At 56.2% G+C, this 365-nt stretch carries 1 protein-coding gene; it reads right to left on the bottom strand.

What is annotated here, in order from left to right; translation table 11 throughout:
* On the bottom strand, positions 1–365 hold a 365-nt coding region (locus tag AAC147_RS09570), incomplete at both ends, for a TraU family protein (RefSeq protein ID WP_047686431.1).

Raw genomic sequence — 365 nt, 5'->3', positions numbered from 1 at the left:
GGATGCCCAATAGCATCCGCGTATTTGAAACGCAAACTGGTACGGCGCTGGCCTGAAATCTGGCTATTATGGTTGCCGCCGCCGGCAGTCAGGTGGGATAACGCACCGGTGACGGCATTTTCCAGTCCGCCGGATAATCGGCTGACCTGTGCCATTTCTGACCACGGATTGCCACCGGGGGCGTGATAAGTGGACACCACCGCTTCAGGGAGATAATGAGTGACTTTGATGGAAGTTTTTACCGTGCAGCCATGCCAGGAACAAAACAGCCAGTAACAAAGGCCGCTGACCCGCCACTGAATACAGGATGGCGAAAGGCTGCTGGCTACAATCTGGGCGGTGTTGAGGGAAGCCTGCGCAAAGGG

Source organism: Xenorhabdus sp. NBAII XenSa04 (genome assembly GCF_963866145.1).
Classification (GTDB): Bacteria; Pseudomonadota; Gammaproteobacteria; order Enterobacterales; family Enterobacteriaceae; genus Xenorhabdus; species Xenorhabdus indica.
Note: the sequence above shows the minus strand (reverse complement) of the source record. Positions and strands in the feature narration are given on the sequence as shown.